Annotated in this window: 15 protein-coding genes and 1 tRNA gene; 15 read left to right on the top strand and 1 reads right to left on the bottom strand. The window is 42.7% G+C overall.

Annotation, left to right across the window (positions count from 1 at the left end; genetic code table 11):
- Window positions 1-2 precede the first annotated feature (2 nt).
- The 9 genes from WC526_04130 to WC526_04090 all read left to right on the top strand — a co-directional run bounded on the left by WC526_04130 (window position 3) and on the right by WC526_04090 (window position 7,280).
- Window positions 3-992, top strand: a complete 990-nt coding sequence (locus WC526_04130) for a hypothetical protein (protein ID MFA5062307.1) — start codon at window positions 3-5, stop codon at window positions 990-992.
- A gap of 11 nt (window positions 993-1,003) precedes the next feature.
- Window positions 1,004-1,432 carry a PrgI family protein gene (locus WC526_04125; GenBank protein ID MFA5062306.1) on the top strand — a complete coding sequence of 143 codons (429 nt, stop codon included), beginning with the start codon at window positions 1,004-1,006 and terminating at the stop codon, window positions 1,430-1,432.
- A 1-nt stretch (window position 1,433) separates the two neighbouring features.
- Window positions 1,434-2,114, top strand: a complete 681-nt coding sequence (locus WC526_04120; GenBank protein MFA5062305.1) for a TraC family protein — start codon at window positions 1,434-1,436, stop codon at window positions 2,112-2,114.
- 8 nt (window positions 2,115-2,122) lie between these two features.
- The gene (locus WC526_04115; protein MFA5062304.1) at window positions 2,123-3,994 is read left to right on the top strand and encodes a DUF87 domain-containing protein; all 1,872 of its coding nucleotides are present in this window, start codon (window positions 2,123-2,125) and stop codon (window positions 3,992-3,994) included.
- A 3-nt stretch (window positions 3,995-3,997) separates the two neighbouring features.
- Window positions 3,998-4,594, top strand: coding sequence for a hypothetical protein (locus WC526_04110; GenBank protein ID MFA5062303.1), 597 nt, complete (start codon window positions 3,998-4,000; stop codon window positions 4,592-4,594).
- A gap of 23 nt (window positions 4,595-4,617) precedes the next feature.
- Window positions 4,618-5,271, top strand: a complete 654-nt coding sequence (locus WC526_04105) for a ComF family protein (protein MFA5062302.1) — start codon at window positions 4,618-4,620, stop codon at window positions 5,269-5,271.
- Between the two features lie 38 nt (window positions 5,272-5,309).
- Window positions 5,310-5,400: transfer RNA gene (locus WC526_04100), tRNA-Ser, on the top strand.
- A 17-nt stretch (window positions 5,401-5,417) separates the two neighbouring features.
- Window positions 5,418-6,530, top strand: a complete 1,113-nt coding sequence (locus WC526_04095; protein ID MFA5062301.1) for an alpha/beta hydrolase — start codon at window positions 5,418-5,420, stop codon at window positions 6,528-6,530.
- A 57-nt stretch (window positions 6,531-6,587) separates the two neighbouring features.
- On the top strand, window positions 6,588-7,280 hold the full coding sequence (locus WC526_04090; protein ID MFA5062300.1) for a hypothetical protein: 693 nt from the start codon (window positions 6,588-6,590) through the stop codon (window positions 7,278-7,280).
- A gap of 34 nt (window positions 7,281-7,314) precedes the next feature.
- On the opposite strand, the gene WC526_04085 is transcribed toward WC526_04090, so the two are convergent.
- The gene (locus tag WC526_04085) at window positions 7,315-7,953 is read right to left on the bottom strand and encodes a phosphohydrolase (protein ID MFA5062299.1); all 639 of its coding nucleotides are present in this window, start codon (window positions 7,951-7,953) and stop codon (window positions 7,315-7,317) included.
- 196 nt (window positions 7,954-8,149) lie between these two features.
- Between WC526_04085 and WC526_04080 the strand changes: the two genes are divergently transcribed.
- The 6 genes from WC526_04080 to WC526_04055 all read left to right on the top strand — a co-directional run bounded on the left by WC526_04080 (window position 8,150) and on the right by WC526_04055 (window position 16,378).
- Complete coding sequence (locus WC526_04080) at window positions 8,150-8,605, top strand: hypothetical protein (protein MFA5062298.1); 456 nt, start codon at window positions 8,150-8,152, stop codon at window positions 8,603-8,605.
- A gap of 17 nt (window positions 8,606-8,622) precedes the next feature.
- Window positions 8,623-11,367 (top strand): lamin tail domain-containing protein, encoded by a 2,745-nt coding sequence (locus WC526_04075; protein MFA5062297.1) that lies wholly within the window; start codon window positions 8,623-8,625, stop codon window positions 11,365-11,367.
- An 84-nt stretch (window positions 11,368-11,451) separates the two neighbouring features.
- Window positions 11,452-13,497, top strand: coding sequence for an O-antigen ligase family protein (locus WC526_04070; GenBank protein ID MFA5062296.1), 2,046 nt, complete (start codon window positions 11,452-11,454; stop codon window positions 13,495-13,497).
- A gap of 9 nt (window positions 13,498-13,506) precedes the next feature.
- Window positions 13,507-14,295, top strand: a complete 789-nt coding sequence (locus tag WC526_04065) for a sugar phosphate nucleotidyltransferase (protein MFA5062295.1) — start codon at window positions 13,507-13,509, stop codon at window positions 14,293-14,295.
- Between the two features lie 21 nt (window positions 14,296-14,316).
- Window positions 14,317-15,279, top strand: a complete 963-nt coding sequence (locus WC526_04060; GenBank protein ID MFA5062294.1) for an NAD-dependent epimerase/dehydratase family protein — start codon at window positions 14,317-14,319, stop codon at window positions 15,277-15,279.
- Complete coding sequence (locus tag WC526_04055) at window positions 15,248-16,378, top strand: methyltransferase domain-containing protein (GenBank protein ID MFA5062293.1); 1,131 nt, start codon at window positions 15,248-15,250, stop codon at window positions 16,376-16,378. The genes WC526_04060 and WC526_04055 overlap by 32 nt, the downstream gene beginning before the upstream one ends.
- Window positions 16,379-16,381 lie beyond the last annotated feature (3 nt).

Below are 16,381 nucleotides of genomic sequence, written 5' to 3'. Positions count from 1 at the left end.
ATATGCCAGATCAAAATCAACAACCAATGGTGCGGGTAAAAAAAGCAGACGGCAGTTTTGTTATGATGAAACTTTCTGATTTGAGAAAACAGAACGCGCCGCCACAGCCAGCCCCCAAACCAACACCGAAGCCGGTTCAACCGCCGGCGCCAATTAGGCAACAACCAAAACCCCAGCCCCAGCCACCGAAAAAAAATTGGACGCGCGATGATGCCAGCTCGCTGTTGGAAGAAAAGTTGGGTTTAAAAGATAATTCCGCGCCGACAACCAGTCAAACCAGGGAAAGCGAAGTGGACAAGGTGGTGGCCAAACTTGATTTTAAGATCCCGCAGGAGTTTAAAAACAGAATGCGCAGCGTGATTCAGTTGCGGTTAAAAGATTTGCGCAGTGATGAAGAAACCAGGGAGACGGCAGTGCGGCAGACCAAAGACGGCGGTCTCGGACTTTTGCCGGCACAGGCCGAAAAATTGTTAAAGGCGTGCCAGGAAGTTGAACTACGGGAAATGCCGACTAAAGATGCGCCGTTTAATCCTTTTGAACGCAAACCGGCAGTTAATCCGGTTAGCGCGCCCAAATTTAATGCGCCCAAAAAAGAAGAAATTATAAAAAAGTTTGAACCGTCTTTCTCGTTATCCAACAGCCAGCCGGCGATTAAGCCGTTTGTGCGCGACATCACCGCGTCTCCGATTGAGATGGGACCGGTGGAAGAGATAAAATACCTGACCATTTCTGATTTTAGAAAATTATCCGACAAACCGGCTGAATCAGCCAAACGATTAAAACAAAAATTGTTAAATCTGCAGGATGAATCATTTTTATTGTATATGGACGGGGTTGAGGCCTATCATAAGTCGCCGCTTTATCTGGATTATCTGAATGCGGTTTGTGAATCGTTGGCTAACCGGCGCACCCTGGCCGCCACCTTAACCGATAAAAACAGGATTCAATTGGGTGAAATTGACGCTTTAATAGAAATGGAAAAAGAGCTATAATGTAAAGACCTATGGAACAATTCGTGGTGCCGCAATTTATAGACGTTGAGGACAAAATATTCGGGCCGGTGACGACCAGACAATTTTTGATTTTGCTCTCGGCCGGATTGATTTTATTTATTTGTTTTAAGCTGACTGACCTGACCCTGTTTATATTTTTGGCGGCCATTATCGGCGGTTCGGCGCTGGTTATCGCTTTTGTAAAAATAAACGGACAGGCCTTTCATTATTTTCTTTTAAACATCATTCAAACCGTCAGGCGTCCCAGCCGCCGCATTTGGCAGAAAATTTTTAGCCAGGCCGAACTGGTTGAACTTCGGGACGCGTCTAAAGTTGAAGTGATTGAAGCAGTCAAAGAATTGCCCAGAATGTCATATAACCGCATCAGGGATTTATCGCTTATCGTAAACACCGGCGGATATTATAACCCCGAAGAATAGTATGCAAAATAAACAAGCGCTTAATAAGAAAAAGTCGCTCCCTTCAACCCAGCATCATTTGCCGTTCGCGGAAATTAAATCCGACAGCATTGTGATGAAAGACGGCACTTTACGGGCGGTCATGATGGTCTCCAGTATTAATTTCGCTTTAAAAAATGAAGACGAGCAAAATGCGATTGTTTCTTCATATATATCTTTTTTAAATTCAATTGATTTTCCTTTGCAAATTGTAATTCAATCCAGACAGTTATACATCAAACCGTATCTGGCCAAATTGTTGGAGCAGGAGCGCGCGCAGACCAATGAACTGCTACGGGCACAAATCGCGGATTACCGGTCGTTTGTTTCCGAGTTGGTCAGTTTAGGGAAAATTATGAGCAAGCAATTTTACGTGGTTGTGCCTTATGATCCCATGTCAAACAAAAAACGCGGTTTTTGGTCACGGAGTTCGGAAGTTATCAACCCGGCCAAGACCGTGAAACTAAAAGAAAGCCGGTTTGAACAGAGAAAACATGATTTGGATATGAGAGTCCGGCAAATTGAATCCGGTTTGGCCAGTATGAATTTGGAAGTGGTGCGGTTAGACACCCAGTCGCTAATTGAGCTTTTTTATTCAACCTATAATCCGGATATTGCGTTTAGCGAACACTTGGGGCCGGTTAATCAATTGCAAGTAGAATAGTATATTATATGGCTTTTAGACCACAATTAGGCAAAATAACGGCATCCGGCGCGCCCGCACCCGAGACCGAAGAAACAAAACTGAAAAATCAGGCGGCCGGAGAATTGGTCACTCTTGAAGAAGAGCGCCTTTATCGCGAGGGAGCGGTGTCAATTAAGGACTTGATCGCCCCGTCGGCTTTTAATGTTGAGTCAAATTATATCAAGCTCGGCGATATATTTTGCCGGACGATTTTTGTGGTCAGTTATCCGAGGTATATTTCCATCGGCTGGAGTTCGCCGGTTTTGAATTTATCAATCACCATGGATATCGGCATGTTCTTTTATCCGGTGAAGTCGGCCGTTATTTTAAAGCAATTGCGCAACAAAGTCGGCGCTTTGGAAGCGCAATTAAACGCTGACACGGAAAAAGGCGCACCACGTGATCCGATTCGCGAAACAGCGCTGCGCGACATTGAACAATTGCGCGACAATCTCACCCAAGGCATTGAGCATTTTTTTCAATTTACTTTTTACGTGACGCTTTACGCCAAAACCAAAGAAGAACTTGATCAGACCTCGGAAGACGTTGAAAATATTTTCGGTTCAAAACTCATTTCCAGCCGCAAGGTGCTGTATCAGTCGGAACAGGGATATAACTCCACTTTGCCTTTGGCCAACGACGAACTGATGATTGCTTTTAACATGAATTCGTCGCCGATAGCGGCCTCTTTTCCGTTTATCTCGGCCGAACTTACTTCCGATGACGGAATTTTGTACGGCGTTAACCGCCACAACAACAGTTTGATTTTGTTTAACAGATTTTCTTTGATGAATGCTAATATGGTGGTGTTTGCCACCGCCGGCGCCGGTAAAAGTTATACCATAAAATTAGAAATTTTGCGCACTATGATGACCGGCGTTGATGTGATTGTGATTGATCCGGAAATGGAATACAAACATCTGTGCGAAGCGGTCGGAGGAACGTATATAAACATTTCCTTGTCATCGGAAAGCAAGGTAAACCCGTTTGATTTGCCGCGGCCAACCGGCGGCGAGGAATTTTCCACGGAAGATATTATCCGAAGCGCGGTCATTACCGCCAAGGGCTTACTGCGTATTATGTTCGGCGGGTTAACCACCGAACAGGATTCAATCATTGACCGGGCTTTGATTGAAACCTACGCCAAAAAAGACATTACGCCGGAAGCGGATTTGAGCGTGGTACAGGCGCCGATTATGCAGGATTTGCAGGAGATTTTGGAAGGTATGGAGGGCTCAAATGAACTGGTTTTGAAACTGAAAAAATTTACCGAAGGCACTTTCAGCGGTTTGTTTAACGCGCCCACCAACGTGGACATGAAAAATCAATTGGTGGTATACAGCGTGCGCGATTTGGAAGATGAGTTGCGGCCTTTGGCAATTTACGCGATTGTTAATTACATTTGGAACGTGGTGCGTTCCGAGCGCAAAAAGCGCATTTTGGCCATTGATGAGGCCTGGTGGCTGATGCAACACGAAGACAGCGCCCAGTTCATATTTTCTTTGGTCAAACGCTGCCGCAAATATTTCTTGGGCGTGACCACGATTACGCAGGATGTTAATGATTTCTTAAGGTCGCAATACGGCCAGGCCATTGTCACTAATTCGTCTTTGCAATTATTACTGCGCCAGTCACCGGCGGCCATTGATACGGTGCAAAAAACATTTATGCTGACCGAAGGTGAAAAATATTTGCTTTTAGAAAGCGGCGTAGGCGAGGGGATTTTCTTTGCCGGATCAAAACACGCGGCCATCAAGGTTGTCGCCAGTTACACCGAAGATCAGATTGTTACCACCAATCCCCAACAGCTGTTGGATATTGAAAAAGCCAAAAAAGAATTTGAACAACAAACAAAATAGCATATGTCTTTACGCGCCAGAATTTTCGTAGTTGTCAGCTTGGTCGTTTTGCTAGTTTTGGGTATCAGTGTTTTTTTAATAATTAATGCCAAGCAAAAAGCGGCGCAAGAGCAAATTGCGCAGAACCCGACCACCACTACGGGAAGTGTTGTTGAAAAAGATAATTTTAATTCGGCCCAGCTGGGACAGGGAGCAACCACGGTGACGCCGGGCATGCCAGTAAAAAAATTAACCTCGGTGGAGGTTGAACAAAATGGTGTAGAGCAACTAGCAAAGATTTTTGCGGAACGCTATGGCACTTATTCAACTGACAGTAATTTTCAAAACATTAAAGACGTGCAGGACTTGGTAACGCCGGCTTTGTGGTCAAAATTAAAAGCCAAAATTACCACCGGCCCGGCCGCCAATTTTGTCGGCGCGACCGCAAAGGTGATTACTTCAAATTTGTCGGATTGGGATGGCGCGTCCGCCACAGTGCAAATGCAGGCAACGGTTATTAAAGAACAAAACGGCGTTTCAACTACTTTGCATCAGAATGTGACGGTGTCTATGGTGAAAAATGGCACCAGTTGGCTGGTTAGTGATTTTGTTTGGAAATAAAGTTTGCTTAAAATATAATATATATGAAGGGGGGCTTTTTTGTTTTTGTAAAATTTGTAAAAGATTTATTTTTTCCAATTTTTTGCGCCAAGTGCGGCCGGGAGGGGGAGTGGCTGTGTGAAAACTGTTTGGGAAAAATTGAGACAGCGAAAGTAAATTTTGATTCAGTTGATTTAGCGGGCACGGATTTAGACGGGCTGTTTTATTTGTTTTATTATAATGATCAGGATTTTATTGCCAAATTAATCCGCGGTTTTAAATACGGATACGCGCGTGAGATGGCTGAAATTTGGAAAAGTTTTATTTTGAAATGCGACTTGGTTTCAGGTTTTACAATTGTGCCGGTGCCTCTTCACCCGCGCCGCCAGCGTGAAAGAGGTTTTAACCAGTCGCAGATTTTGGCTGAACTCCTGGCTGAAGTTTTTGATTTGCCGATTGAAAATAAGGGTTTGGTTCGGGTTCGCAACACCGTCCAGCAGGCCAAACTTTCCGGCGAACAGAGAAAAAATAATGTAAAAGACGCTTTTGCCTGGAAATCAGCAGATGCGCCTCCGCAAAATGTTTTATTGGTTGATGATGTTTATACCACCGGCGCCACCATGGCGCAGTGCGCGAAGGTTTTAAAACAAAACGGAGCCAATAAGGTCCGGGGTTTTGTGTTAGCCAAAAGCGGTTGACTTCGGCATATTTTAGAAGTATAATGTTCCTATCTCATGGAGAGGTGGCTGAGTGGTCGAAAGCGGCACACTGCTAATGTGTTGTACGGTTTTAAACCCGTACCGTGGGTTCAAATCCCACCCTCTCCGCACTTATTACACACAAAATGAGCAAAGCAATTATTTATAGCGCTTTAGGGATCTTGGCGATTTTAGCCGTGATAATTTATCATGTGCCCGGATTTTGGATATTTTTGGGAGTAGTGGTTTTTTTACTTGTAAAAACTTTTAATCCGTTTCGACTTTCCGTTGAGACCATTCCCAAAGGATTTACTGAAAAAAAATTCAATACCGGAAAAGTGACTTTAAATTATGTTGAGGGCCCGGATAACGGTCCTTCCTTGTTATTTATTCCGGGTCAGATGGAATTCTGGCAGGGGTATGAACTGGTGCTGCCTCATTTTTCAAAAAATTATCACGTTTTTATTGTTGATGTTCGGGGGCATGGAAAATCAACGCGCACCCCGGGAGAATATTCGTATAATATAATCGGAGAGGATCTCAAAGAATTTTTGAAAAACGTTGTTAAAAAATCCGCGATTGTATCGGGGCTTTCTTCGGGGGCCGTGCTTTCTCTATGGCTGGCAGCCAATGCTCCTGAAAATGTTTCCATGGCAATCAGCGAAGACCCGCCTCTTTTTTCTTCAATGTATCCAAGAATTAAAGAAGAAAAATTCATGTATCGCCTTTTTGACACCGCCGTAGAAACGCTGGGAAAGCCAACTAGAGACATAAAAGGTTTTTTTGCTAAACAGGGAATTCCGATAGAAGGCAAGGAAAAACTTTTAATGATGCCTTCTTTTATAGCAAGTTATAGGGCGATAAGCTTGGAACTCAATAAAAAAATTCGTCCGTCCCGGCCATATGATTTGCTTAATGCTCGGTTTGATCAAAGGGCCGGTTTAAAATTTATCAGTGAGTATGATGTTGATTTTTCAAAAGCAACAATTGACGGCAGATTGACCGAGGGCTTTGATCCGGAAGAAACATTGAAAAAAATTAAATGTCCGGTTTTATTGATACATGCCTATTGGTCCAGGCATAAAACTTGGGGACTGCTCGGCGCCTTGGATGATCGTGACGAAGAGAAAATCCGTTCAATTGTAAAAAATATTAAAGTGGTAAAAGTAAACTCCATCCATGATGTTCATCTGGCAAAACCAAAAATATTCATTAAAGCGGTAGATGATTTTCTTGACAGTATTCTCTTTGTAAAATAAAGTTACCTTAAACATGCCGGGAGGGGGCACATGCGAAGCTTGGTTCCTTCAAAACTAATGAAGTTCAAAGAAGTCGTCTATGTTATCTACATTGATGTCGGTGGTGTACTTTTTCCTGATTTTCCCAACAGAGACACCGAGCCGAACTACGAAATGGTGCAGCTGATCCGCCAGGTGTTAATCCTGTGGCACAATCCCAAGTATAACTACCACTTCATCGTTGCTAATATCAAGGAGCATAGGCGAGACATCTTTGAGAAAAATTTGCACTTGCTTATCTCCAATGACATCTTTAATCAGCTCGGCCTGCCTGATGAGAGTTATTTTTTTAGGTGTGCCGGACCGGAAAAGAAGGGCGAGGCGATCGGAGTGCATATTAATGGGCTTAATTATCCTGGCCTGAACATCGGAGCCGCGGTTTTTGATAACAGTTTGGCTGTTCTGCAGAGCATGCCTCCGTGGGTACAGTGCTTTGGTTTTCAGCTTAAGGACAGGGGAGATCCCGGTGTACAAGATTGGTACAGAAAACACAAACACAGTCGGAATTTTCACGACTGTGAGAGTATAGACATGTTGGCCCGCAGGGTTGTCTACGTCCACCTGTCATCACTTCGCAGGTTGATCAAGAAAAGCCCACCTAGTGAGCGTCACATTTTGGACAGATTGTACCACCTGGAGGAACTACGGACCGAACAAATCTTCAAATTCTACGACATAGAAACAGAAGTGACTCTGGCTTCGCTTGAGTAGTAGGGGCCTCGTCCAAGACGCGGTCCCTGTTTTTTTATAATTCTTTTTTCATTTCGTCTATAAATCTAAGCACAATGGCCAGTCGTTCGCGGGCAAGGCGTTTGGCTGTTTTGGTGTTCATCAGTTTGGCCACCTTTAACACCTTTTCGTGTAAATAATTAAAACTGGTGGTTTGTTTTTTTTCTAAATATTCCCTATAGTTTAGATATTTGCGAATTTTTATAGCCGGATCATAAATTGGTCTGCTATGATATCCACCGGAGGCAAAGACGCGGGCAATACCCACAGCTCCCAGAGAATCAAGCCAGTTGGCATCCTGCATAATTTTTCCCTCAATGCTTTTTGGCAAACGGGTTTGTCCGGCCTTATATTTACTGTCATCAATAACTTCAATGATTTTGTCCTGCAGTTCTTCATCTATACCGATTACATCCATCATGCCCTTAACGGCAAGCGTGGCCTTTCGGTCATGACAAAGGGAACAATGGTGCTCTTTTAAATTATGAAGCAGGGCGGCCAGTTCAATAATCAAAAGATCGCCTCCTTCTTTTTTCTGGATAAATTTAGCAGTTTTCCAAACTCTCTGCACATGAAACCAGTCATGGCCGGACGGTTCATGGTGGAGTTTTTGCCGCACATAATCTGCTGTTTTTTTCACTAAATCTTCAGTCATAAATAAACCATAACATTTTTTTTCAAGTAAGACAAGAGTTATCCACAGCAAAACACAAGCCAGCTCTTGCTTTCTGTGCTATACTGATAATTAAGGAGGGGAAAGTAACCCCGATTTTTGTGTCGGGGTTGTTTTTTAAAGGTCTTCTCTCAAAAAGGAGGGCTCCCATGCCCTTATAATTAATTTATTTTATTCTATGCGAATAAAGTTTTTTTTGGCCGCGGTTCTTTTGCTGGTCATCGGAACCGCGGGGGTATTTTTTGGTTATGGCTGGTTTATTAATAAACAGTCCAAGGTCGCGACTGACACAACCGGTCAGCAAATAATTAATCAGGATGTGTTAACCGCGCAAACTCCGGAGCAAACGCACGCAAAATTTATTTCCGCGCTTAAAGATGGCAACATCAATGCCGCCGTGGAATGTTGTTTTCGTGAAGGTGATTGGGAAAGTCAAAAACAATTCATCCAAGGCGTGGTCAGCCGGGGCCAACTGGGGTTGATGGTCAGCGATTTGGACAAAATAACACCGGATGTGGTCGGTGATTCCAAAGCCACTTATGTTTACGCGGGCACGTCTAACGGTCAAAAAATTACTAATTTTATAACCTTCATTAAAAATAGCCAAGGCGTATGGTTAATTGAATCTTACTAAATTAAATTAAAAAACATATGTTAAGGAGGGGACTATTTTTATTATTCACATTTTTTTGTTTGGTTTTGGTGCCAATCGGTAAAACAGATGTTTTAAGCTATGACACCAATGTCGCGCATCCAAACATTGTTGAATTGGCCGCGAATGTATACAATGAAAAATTTAACAACCAACTGACTAAAGAAGAAATCGGCTGGATTAAGCAGGGCGCGATAGACGAAGACACACCCACCCGCTGGATGAACCATTTTTATGATCCGGTGCGCGCGATTGGTTTGAAGGGGCTGTATCTATCTTCAAAAGAGTGGGCCGTAAGTCCTTACGCGCAAACAAATTATTCTTTAGGCGACCGGAGCTGGCAAAGGGCCATTAGTGATTTTAAAAAAGGGCGTATGGAGTCGGCTTATAAAGAACTGGGCCATGTTTTGCATTTGCTGGCCGACGCGACTGTGCCGGCCCATACCCGCGACGATATTCATGTGCTTGGTGATTCATATGAGCAGTTTGTAAAGAATAATTGGCACAGTATTTACGGCAGTTTACAGTATTTTTTTGTTAAAGCAGCCGGGCTGTCTTCAGCTTTTGACGCTTTGGCCGGTTATTCCAATAATAATTTTTACAGCGATCACACTGTTGAAGATCCGGCCTATCAAAAAATTTCTGTTTCCGGATATGAAACAACAACCTTTAGCAGTTTTTTGCCGATAATAACCCGGTTGGCCAAGGCCACTCTTCCCAACGGGGATAAATACAATCTTTATGCGTTGGCCACCACGGATTGGAAACTTAATTTGGATTATAAATTTGTTAATAGTTCGCAGATTTTAATTGATTATACCCGGCGGCTTTTGCCAAAAGCGATCGGCTATAGCGCCGGCGTGATCAAATTATTTTTTGAAGAAGTGAAGAAAGAGAAGGTTGTTGATTTGCCGACTGAACGGGTTAGTAATTTAGGGAAAGTTGATCAAGTTATCGGATCTGTAGTCCAAGGCGCGGAAAATGTTTATTATTCAGCCAAAGATAGCGTCATACCCGTTTCGCCTGTGTCAACTTCTTTTGTCTATGCAATCGGGCTACCTTCAACTCCAGTTTCAGTAGAACCACCGCCGGCGCCGATAATCATACCGGAGCCGACTTCAACTCCAACTCCAACTCCAACTCCAACACCCACAACAACTCCAGACCCAACTCCCACTTCAACCTCGGATCCTACCCCATCTTCAACTCCGCCTGTAAGCAGGGAAGTGGTAATAAACGAAGTTGCCTGGGCCGGCACTGCGTCGTCTTATTCCAGTGATGAGTGGCTTGAATTATACAACAACACTGATGCGGATATTGATTTAACTGATTGGAAAATTTTAATTAATGATAATCCGATTACAATATCCAAAATAAATAATAAAATAATAACAGCGGGCGGGTATTATCTTTTGGAACGGACTTCCGACAGTGTGATTAGCGATATTGCGGCGGATGAAATTTATACCGGCGGACTTGCCAATGGCGGCGCGAAACTTGAACTTATAAATCCAGCCGGTGTCATAATAGACGAGGTAGACGCGACCAGTAGTTGGTTTGCGGGCGACACTGTCAAATACAGAACAATGGAACGCGTCGCCGCTTCAACGGATGGCAGTGATCCGGATAATTGGCAATCTAGCATCGGTTCAAGATTGTTAGGAAAAAATCGTACTGACCAACAGGTTTACGGTTCACCCCGGCAATCAAATTTTGGCTACATTGTGTTAGATAATGTCCAAGAAGACACAATTCGTACACTGACCGCGCAAAATAATCCATATTTGTTGGGACACTATGTTGTGCCGGTCGGTATGACGCTACAAATCGCGTCTGGCACAACCATCCAAGGGTATGTTGATGATGCAAAAATGGATGTGTCCGGCAAACTGAAAGCAGACGGCGCCAGTTTTTCTCACGGCGATTACGCAGTTTTTTCAGACGGCGGCCAGATTGAAATCTTAAATTCCAGTTTTACCAATTTCAGTAATGCGATCAGCCCAATTACAATAAAACACAGTTGGCCAAACTTAAGTAACTTAAGTTTTTCCGGCAATGTTGTAAATTTACCGTATTTGGAGAGTGTCAGTATCAATGAATCATTCGCTGAATTAAATCAGGACGTAATTATTAATATTCTGGATGTTTCGGCTTCATCCACATTAAAAATTTGGCCCGGTACGAATATTTATTTGTCTCATTACACGGTCGTAACAATAGATGGATCAATAATTGCCGAAGGCACAGCCGCGAGTCCGATTAAAATTTTGGCCACGTCCTCAAGTTTGAAGTGGGGGAATCTCCGGTTTTACAATTCCTCTTCTTCTTTTGATCATGTTGAAATAAAATATGGAAATTTATTGCCCTTCAAAACCAAAGACACGGATGGAATGATAATTGCCAATAATTCAGACCTGAAATTTAATCATGCCACCATTTGGGACAGTCGTCCGCCCGGAAATACAATTTTAGCAACCGATTCAATTTTAAACATCGCCAATTCTCAAATCGGCAATACCGATAAGTATCCTGATAATGGCGTCCCGGGGATAACTACGGCCGGCATTAAAGCAAATCACGGCGCACTTTGGCTTGATAACGTGAAATTCAAGAATTTGCTTGAGGGCATAGATGGTGGCAGTTGGGATAATGGTTTGCCGACAGTGCACCTGCAGAATATGTCAACCACGAGCTTTGAAAACGTGGATTACCGGTGGCAACCCTCAAATTTGTGCAGTTTTTAGGTGTTTGAGGCCAGAGTTTGACATTTTTGGGTTTTTCTTCTAAAATAAACCCCACGGTTAGCTTATTTATTAGCGTATCTAGCTATGAAAAAAACAATTGAAAAAGTTGTTAAGTATTTAATTTATCTTACCTTTTTCGTACCGCTGATTGTTCTCCCTACTTCGTTTATATTTCCTTTTATAGTCCCGAAAATTTTGACCTTTCGTTCCATAGTGATGGTGATGCTGGGCTGTTATGTTCTGCTACTGCTCATTAATTGGAAAGAATACAAACCCAGATTTTCGGCTTTAAATTTGGCCTTGGCCGCTTTTTTTGCCAGTTTTACTATTTCCACTTTCGCCGGTGTTGATCCGTATCATAGTTTTTGGGATAACCACGAAAGAATGTTGGGGCTGTTTACAGTTTTTCATTATATAACTTATTACTTCATTTGCAGTTCTGTTTTAAAGACCTGGGATAATTGGAAGAACGCCTTACGCGTATTTTTATTTGCCGGATCAGCTGCGATGTTTGTTGGAATTTTGCAGGTTTTTAATCCAAATTTACTCTTAAACGGCGGCAGTGCCAGAGTTGCCAGCACGCTGGGAAATTCAATTTATGTCGGCGGTTACGGGTTATTTCTGACTTTTGTCGCCTTTCTTTTGATTATAAAAGAAAAAATAGCCGCTTGGCGCTGGGTCTATGGGGTGTTGGGGGTTTTGGCGATTTTGTGTATGTTTTTTTCCGGCACGCGCGGATCAATGTTGGGATTATTGGTTGGAATCGCGGTTATTATAGTTGGCTATGCGGTTGTTTTAAAAGATCGTCCAAAAATTCGCAAATCGCTTTGGATCATTGCCGTTGTTGGTCTGGTTCTGCTTGGGATCCTTTATGCGTTTAGAAAAACAAATTTTGTCTCAAATATTCCGGCTGTTGGCCGAACTATTAATACATCTTTATCTGATGTGCAAAACAGTCCGCGCTGGATTGCCTGGCAAATCGCCGTTGAAAGTTGGGTAGAGAAACCGATTTTCGGTTGGGGTCCGAATAATTATTTTTATACCTTCAATCAGCATTATCATCCCAAATCATTGGAATTTGGTTATGGCGAAACCTGGTTTGATAATGCGCATAATATAATAATGAATACTCTGGCAGTGCAAGGGACTTTTGGGATACTCACTTATCTTTCCATGTTTGTTTTGGCCATTTGGAGTTTGATTATGGCTTATAGAAAAGGTTACCTGAATTCGCATATTCTAATTGTGGGCATGGCTTTTTTGGTGGCTCACTTTGTTCAGAATGTAACCGTGTTTGAAGATCCAACCTCATATTTGTATTTTATGTTTTGGCTGGCCATGATTAGCAGAATGAGTCAAAAAGATGATCCCAGTCCCGCCCCCGATAAAAAAGCAGTCAGCACCGGCACAGTGGCTACCGTGGGCGTTGTGGCGCTTTTATTGATTTTTATTTTCAATATCCAGCCGGCCAGGGCCAATATGAAAACCCTGGATGCTTTGAAGTATCTGACATCCAGACCAGCCGACGCTTTGGAGCTTGTCAAAACCGCCTTGGCTTTTAATTCCCCGCATATTGACGACATCAGAAGTGATATTGGCAGGACCGCCGCGCAGACATTGGGAAATACTTCCGACAGCCGCCTGTCAACACAACAAGCTAAAGACCTGTTTGATGTTATTTACCCGGCTTTACAAGAGAATTTAATTTTGCATCCTCTTGATATCCGTAATCATCTGACCCTTTTTCAATTAGCCCAGATTGGTTATGACATTACCAAAGATCCGAGCTATTTTATGCAATCTGGAGCTTATCTGGAGCAGGCCCTTCAGTATTCTCCGAAAAGACAGCAGATTATTTATAATTTGGCCAATTTTGATATGCAGATCGGTAAAACGCCGGAGGCCATAGCTTTGCTTGAGGGCGCCATCAATTCCGATCCAAAGGTCGGGGAGAGTTATTGGCGAATGGCGTATGTTTATAGGGTAAATATGCAGATGGATAAAGCTAAAGAAGCTATTGACCGGGCCTATAAAAATGGAGCGCAGCTTAAAGATCAAGACCTAAGTATAATTCAACAGATTTTGGAACCACTACCAACTTCTACCGTGAAAGCTGAAAAAGTTAAATAAAAGTTTTTTATGAAAACGGTTATACTTTGCGGAGGGACAGGAACAAGAATGAAAGAGGAAACAGAGTTTAAACCCAAGCCCTTGGTTTTGGTTGGCGGAAAGCCAATCTTGTGGCACATAATGAAAATCTATTCTCATTATGGATATAATGAGTTTATTCTGGCTTTGGGTTATAAAGGAGAAATGATTAAACAGTTTTTTTTGAATTGGAAAAGCGCTCTAAGCGATTTTACCTTGGATACAAAGACCCATGAAATAAATTTTCACAATAACGGTTGTGATGATTTTAAGATTACCTTTGTCGAAACCGGTTTGGAGAGTTTGACCGGAGAAAGAGTGAGACGGTTGAAACAATATATTGATGGAGACGATTTTATGGTGACCTATGGAGACGGGGTGGGGGATGTAAATATTAAAGAGTTGGTTGATTTTCATAAAGCCCAGAACACGCTGGGAACGGTTACGGGCGTGCATCCCGGCACCCGCTTTGGTTTTTTAAATATTAATCATGACACCAAAAAAGCGGAGGATTTTTTTCAGCACAAAGTAACCAGCAACCCAACCGAAAAGTCAAAGGACTTCATCAATGGCGGTTTTATGGTTTTTAAGCGCGACGTTTTGGACATGATATCTGAAAACAGCATGATAGAGTCCCTGTTTCCTCCTTTGGCCGAAAAAGGCGAGCTTTCAGTTTATTTGCATTCCGGCAAATGGAAATGCATGGATACGCACAAAGAGGTTGAAGAAATGAATAATCATTGGGCTAAAGATCCATTTTGGAAGGTCTGGCAGAACTAAATTTTTTATATTTAACGGACTATGAGCACGCTCACCGGAAAAAATATTTTTGTAACCGGCGCCACCGGGTTGGTCGGTTCTCATCTGGTTGAGGAACTTTTAAAGCTACAACCGCGTCAAATAGTTTGTTTGAGTCGCAGCTGTGATCCGAATTCATATTTTGAAACAAATAATTTTGGTTCTAAAGTAGTTCGTGTAAACGGCGATCTTAAAAATAAAGACCGGATGTTTGAAATTTTGACAAAGTATGAAATCAGCCATGTTTTTCATATCGGGGCCCAGCCGATTGTCACTGCCGCTTTTATAAATCCATACGAGACCTTTGCTTCAAATATAATGGGAACGGTTAATGTTTTGGAAGCGGCCCGACACTCACCGTATATCAAGGCCGTGGTAGTGGCCTCCAGCGATAAGGCCTACGGAAAAAATTGCCAGAATGCCGATGAGAATTTTGCTTTGTCCGGCGATCATCCCTATGATGTTTCCAAGTCCTGCACTGATTTAGTCGCGCGCACTTACTACAGAACCTATAAATTGCCGGTGGCTATCAGCCGTTGCGGTAATATTTTCGGCCCCGGGGATTTAAATATGGACAGGATTGTTCCGGGAATCATGATGGCCGCAATAACCGGCAATGTTTTGGATTTGCGCAGTGACGGCACGTTTAAACGGGATTATATTTATGTGAAAGATGTTGTGGATGGATATCTGTCTTTGGCGGAAAATATTGATAAAACACAAGGCGAGGCCTTTAACTTCAGTTCCGGTTTAAATGTTTCCGTGCTGGATCTCATTGAAAAGATTTCTAAAGTTATTGATGTAAAAATAAATTATAAGATTTTAAATAATCAGAAAAATGAGATACCGGGCCAAAGTTTGAATTTTGCCAAAGCGGACAGAATTTTGGGATGGTCGCCACATTCTGATTTTGAGTCGGCAGTAAAAGAAACCTATGCATGGTACCAGCATTTTATCAAAAAATAATTGCCGGGTTTGCGGTAAGGCATTGTTGGCGGAACCCCTGTTAAAATATGAGAACATGCCAATGGTTGCCCAGCATTTACCGGATGAGGCAACAATCGCGCGGGATAAAGGGATGGATTTGGAAATTTATCAGTGCGCGGGTTGCGGTCTAGTGCAACTGGTTGGCGAACCAGTTTCTTATTATAGAGAAGTCATACGCGCGGCCGGGATTTCACCGGAGATGAAAGAGTTTCGATCCGGCCAGTTTAAAGATTTTGTCAAAAAATATTCTCTCGCCGGTAAAAAAATCATTGAAATTGGCTGTGGCAGGGGAGAGTATTTGACCATAATGTCTCAAACCGGTGCCGATGCCTATGGTTTGGAATACGGTGATGACTCGGCGGCGCAGTGCTTAAAAAATGGTTTAAAAGTTAGTAAAGGATTTGTAGAAACAGAAGATTACAAAATAGACAATTCGCCCTTTGACGCTTTTTTTGTTTTAAGCTGGCTGGAACATCTGCCAAATCTTAATCTAATGCTTGCCGGAATAAGTAATAATTTGGCTGACGGCGCGGTTGGCATAGTGGAGGTGCCGAACTTTGACATGATTTTGCGGGACAATCTTTTTTCAGAATTCATGCGCGACCATCTGTTTTATTTTACCAAAGAAACCCTGAAAACAACCTTGCAAATAAATGGTTTTGAGGTTTTGGAGTGCAAAGAGGTTTGGCATGATTATATAATTTCCGCTGTCGTTAAAAAAAGAAGAAAAACCGACCTGGCTTTATTTTCCGACAAACAGGCAAAACTTAAAAAAGAGATTGAGGACTATATTAATCGGTTTGCGCCCGGCAAGGTAGCGGTTTGGGGAGCCGGGCATCAGGCGTTTGCGACTCTGGCTTTATTGAATCTGGAAGGAAAAATTAAATATGTTGTTGACTCCGCGTCTTTTAAACAGGGCAAATTCACCCCGGCCACGCATATACCAATTGTGGCTCCGGAAAAATTAAATTCTGATCCGGTTGAGGCGATTATTATTATGGCCGGCAGTTATGCTGATGAGGTTGCTAAAATCATACATGAAAAGTACAATGGGATGGCCGTTTTAATCTTAAATTGAAAT

Source organism: Patescibacteria group bacterium (assembly GCA_041649475.1).
Classification (GTDB): domain Bacteria; phylum Patescibacteriota; class Patescibacteriia; order Magasanikbacterales; family GWA2-37-8; genus JBAZNA01.
This window is presented reverse-complemented; position numbering and strand designations above follow the sequence as displayed.

Excerpts from the sequence above, each read along its gene's own strand:
- WC526_04065 (MFA5062295.1), top strand. The coding sequence starts at position 13,507 with ATGAAAACGGTTATACTTTGCGGAGGGACAGGAACAAGAATGAAAGAG.
- WC526_04105 (MFA5062302.1), top strand. The coding sequence starts at position 4,618 with ATGAAGGGGGGCTTTTTTGTTTTTGTAAAATTTGTAAAAGATTTATTT.
- WC526_04125 (MFA5062306.1), top strand. The coding sequence starts at position 1,004 with ATGGAACAATTCGTGGTGCCGCAATTTATAGACGTTGAGGACAAAATA.
- WC526_04095 (MFA5062301.1), top strand. The coding sequence starts at position 5,418 with ATGAGCAAAGCAATTATTTATAGCGCTTTAGGGATCTTGGCGATTTTA.
- WC526_04075 (MFA5062297.1), top strand. The coding sequence starts at position 8,623 with ATGTTAAGGAGGGGACTATTTTTATTATTCACATTTTTTTGTTTGGTT.
- WC526_04060 (MFA5062294.1), top strand. The coding sequence starts at position 14,317 with ATGAGCACGCTCACCGGAAAAAATATTTTTGTAACCGGCGCCACCGGG.
- WC526_04085 (MFA5062299.1), bottom strand. The coding sequence starts at position 7,953 with ATGACTGAAGATTTAGTGAAAAAAACAGCAGATTATGTGCGGCAAAAA.
- WC526_04115 (MFA5062304.1), top strand. The coding sequence starts at position 2,123 with ATGGCTTTTAGACCACAATTAGGCAAAATAACGGCATCCGGCGCGCCC.
- WC526_04110 (MFA5062303.1), top strand. The coding sequence starts at position 3,998 with ATGTCTTTACGCGCCAGAATTTTCGTAGTTGTCAGCTTGGTCGTTTTG.
- WC526_04080 (MFA5062298.1), top strand. The coding sequence starts at position 8,150 with ATGCGAATAAAGTTTTTTTTGGCCGCGGTTCTTTTGCTGGTCATCGGA.
- WC526_04120 (MFA5062305.1), top strand. The coding sequence starts at position 1,434 with ATGCAAAATAAACAAGCGCTTAATAAGAAAAAGTCGCTCCCTTCAACC.
- WC526_04130 (MFA5062307.1), top strand. The coding sequence starts at position 3 with ATGCCAGATCAAAATCAACAACCAATGGTGCGGGTAAAAAAAGCAGAC.
- WC526_04070 (MFA5062296.1), top strand. The coding sequence starts at position 11,452 with ATGAAAAAAACAATTGAAAAAGTTGTTAAGTATTTAATTTATCTTACC.
- WC526_04055 (MFA5062293.1), top strand. The coding sequence starts at position 15,248 with ATGCATGGTACCAGCATTTTATCAAAAAATAATTGCCGGGTTTGCGGT.
- WC526_04090 (MFA5062300.1), top strand. The coding sequence starts at position 6,588 with ATGAAGTTCAAAGAAGTCGTCTATGTTATCTACATTGATGTCGGTGGT.